Below are 2,795 nucleotides of genomic sequence, written 5' to 3' on the forward strand. Positions count from 1 at the left end.
CCGGCCGCGGAGGCCGCCGCCCGCCGGCTCCGCTCCCGGCCGCGGACCACCGGCGAGACCGCCGCTGCGGACCAGCCCGTGCAGACGCCGCTGCCGGCCGCGCCCCTCGACCACCGCGACCACCCCCTCCGCAGGCAGCCGGGCTCCGCCCCCCCCCGCCACGCCCGGGACGGCACCGCCACCCCCCACCGCGCGCACCGCCGGCTCCACCCACCCGTACTTCTTCATCCGCAGCAACAGCCAACTGGCCGCGGGCAGCAGGTCGTACCCGGCCCGCTCGGTGATCTCCCGGTACACCTCCCGCCGCCCCTCCCGCGTCCCGAGCACCGACAACGCCCGGCACACCTCGTCGTACGACGACCGCTCCACCGGATTGCTGGCCAGCGTCTCGGTGACATCAGGCGCGGTCACCGACCCCCGCAACCGGTCCTCCCGCAGGAACCACGCCAGCACGAACCCGACCAACGCCACAGGCGCGGCGTACAGGAACACATCGGTGATCGCGGAGGCGTAAGCCTCCAGCGCGGCCGGCCGCAACGCCCCCGGCAGCAGAGCGATGTCGCGCGGATCGGCCTCCAGCCCCTCCAACGAGACCCCGCTCGGCAGCCGCACCCCCCGAAACGCCTCCACCAGCTTGTCGTCGAGCCGCCCGGCGAAGACCGTGCCGAAGATGGCGACGCCGAACGACGCCCCGATGGACCGGAAGAAGGTCGCCCCGGAGGTGGCGACGCCGAGATCCTCGTAGGAGACGGCGTTCTGCACGATCAGCACGAGCACCTGCATGACCAGCCCGAGCCCCAGCCCGAACACGAAGAAGTACAGGCTCATCTCCCAGGTGGAGCTGTCCACGTCGAGCTGATGCAGCAGCAACAGCCCCAGCGTGGTGACCCCGGTCCCGGCGACCGGGAACACCTTCCACCGCCCGGTACGGCTGACGATCTGCCCGGACGCGGTGGACGCCAGCAGCATGCCGGCGACCATCGGCAGCATGTGCACCCCGGACATGGTCGGACTGACACCCTGTACGACCTGGAGAAACGTCGGCAGATAGGTCATCGCGCCGAACATGGCGAACCCGACGATGAAGCTGATGACGGCCGACAGCGCGAAGGTCCGTACCCGGAACAGTTTCAACGGAAGCACAGGTTCGGCGGCCCGCCGCTCCACCGCGACGAACGCACAGGTGAGCACCACTCCCAGCACCGCGAGCCCGACGATCTGCGCCGACCCCCACGCCCAGGTGGTCCCCCCGAGAGAAGCGACCAGCACCAGACAGGTGGCCACGGACGCGATGAGAAACGTCCCCAGGTAGTCGATGACATGCCGCGTCGACTTCCGCGGAATCCGCAGCGCCCCCGCGATCACCACCAGCGCGACCACGCCGACGGGCAGATTGACGTAGAACACCCACCGCCAGCTCAGATGCTCCGTGAACACCCCGCCGAGCAACGGCCCGAGCACACTGGTCGCCCCGAACACACCCCCGAACAGCCCCTGGTACCGCCCCCGCTCCCGCGGCGAGACGATGTCCCCCACGATCGCCATGGACAGCACCATGAGCCCGCCACCGCCCAGCCCCTGAACGGCCCGGAAGGCGATGAGCTGGACCATGTCCTGCGACATGCCGCACAAGGCAGACCCGACGAGAAAGATCACGATCGCGATCTGAAAGAGCCGCTTGCGTCCGTACTGGTCACCGAGTTTGCCCCACAGCGGGGTCGCGGCCGTGGACGCCAGCAGATACGCGGTCACGACCCAGGACAGATGCTCCAGGCCGCCGAGGTCGCTGACGATGGTGGGCAGGGCGGTCGACACGATGGTCTGGTCGAGCGCGGCGAGCAGCATGCCGAGCAGCAGCGCGCCGATGGAGACGAGGACGTTGCCGGGCACGTTCTCGTGCGCGTCGGCTCCCCGTCCCGGGGGCTGCGCGTCACGCACATTTCCGGACGTACCGTGCGCGTCCCCGGCCATGCAGACCTCCCGAGGGTCTCGTTACACCCCCCATCGTGATCGCTATGCCCGGTTATGGCCTGTCGAGTCCCTTTGGAATCGTTCCTTCCGGGGGCTTCCGGAGACCACGTGAGGAACGTCTGCATAGTGTGGGGAGTTCGCGACGGGGAGGGACGAACGCGTGACAGAGCGGACGGACACGAAGGGTCCGGAAGACCAGCAGGGCCCGATAGGCCAGAACGGTCACCCCTGCCCGGAGTGCGGTACGCCGAGAGCCCCGGACAACACCCCGTCCTGCGGCTGCGGCCCACGCGTGTCCGAGGCCCTGCGCGACGCCCGCACCGCGGAGGCGGCAGCGGCGGAGGACTTCGATCCGCTGCGGATACGGCCGTACGTGGAGCTGGAGCCCGACGGCGACGGGGCCGCCGCCGCGTCCCTCGCCGAGGAGACGATGCGGTTACGGGCGATCCCTCCGGCACCCCCCTCCCCTCCCGCCGTGGACCTCGGCGCGTTCGAGCCGGACGCGACGACGGACGTCCCCGACACCGGAGCCGACTCTCCGTACACGGCGGCACGCCGTCATCCTCACCGCCGTACCCGCACCGTCCTCCTCGGCGCGGGCGGCGCGATCGTGGCGGTGGTCGCGGCGGCGGGCCTGGCGAGCGGGCTGTTCACGTACGAGACCCCGTCCCGGGACACGGCACTGCCGGACGACGTACGGGCGAGCGTCCCGGTGCCGTCCACGAGCGAGGCATCACAGCGGCCGGCTCCGCCGCGTACGCAGCCACCGCCTTCGCCTTCGCCGACCCCGACCGTGAGCGCGTCTCCCTCACCCTCCCCGTCTC

Annotated in this window: 1 protein-coding gene and 1 pseudogene; one reads left to right on the plus strand and one right to left on the minus strand. The window is 71.0% G+C overall.

What is annotated here, in order from left to right:
- Positions 1-1,971: MDR family MFS transporter (locus L0P92_RS43660; protein ID WP_234768683.1), on the minus strand; the 1,971-nt coding region annotated here is incomplete at its 3' end.
- Positions 1,972-2,131: 160 nt separating this feature from the next.
- Between L0P92_RS43660 and L0P92_RS43665 the strand changes: the two are divergent.
- Positions 2,132-2,795 (plus strand): annotated as a pseudogene (locus tag L0P92_RS43665) (peptidoglycan-binding protein); the annotation flags it as partial.

This window comes from Streptomyces muensis (assembly GCF_021474425.1).
In the GTDB taxonomy this organism is placed as follows: Bacteria; Actinomycetota; Actinomycetes; order Streptomycetales; family Streptomycetaceae; genus Streptomyces; species Streptomyces muensis.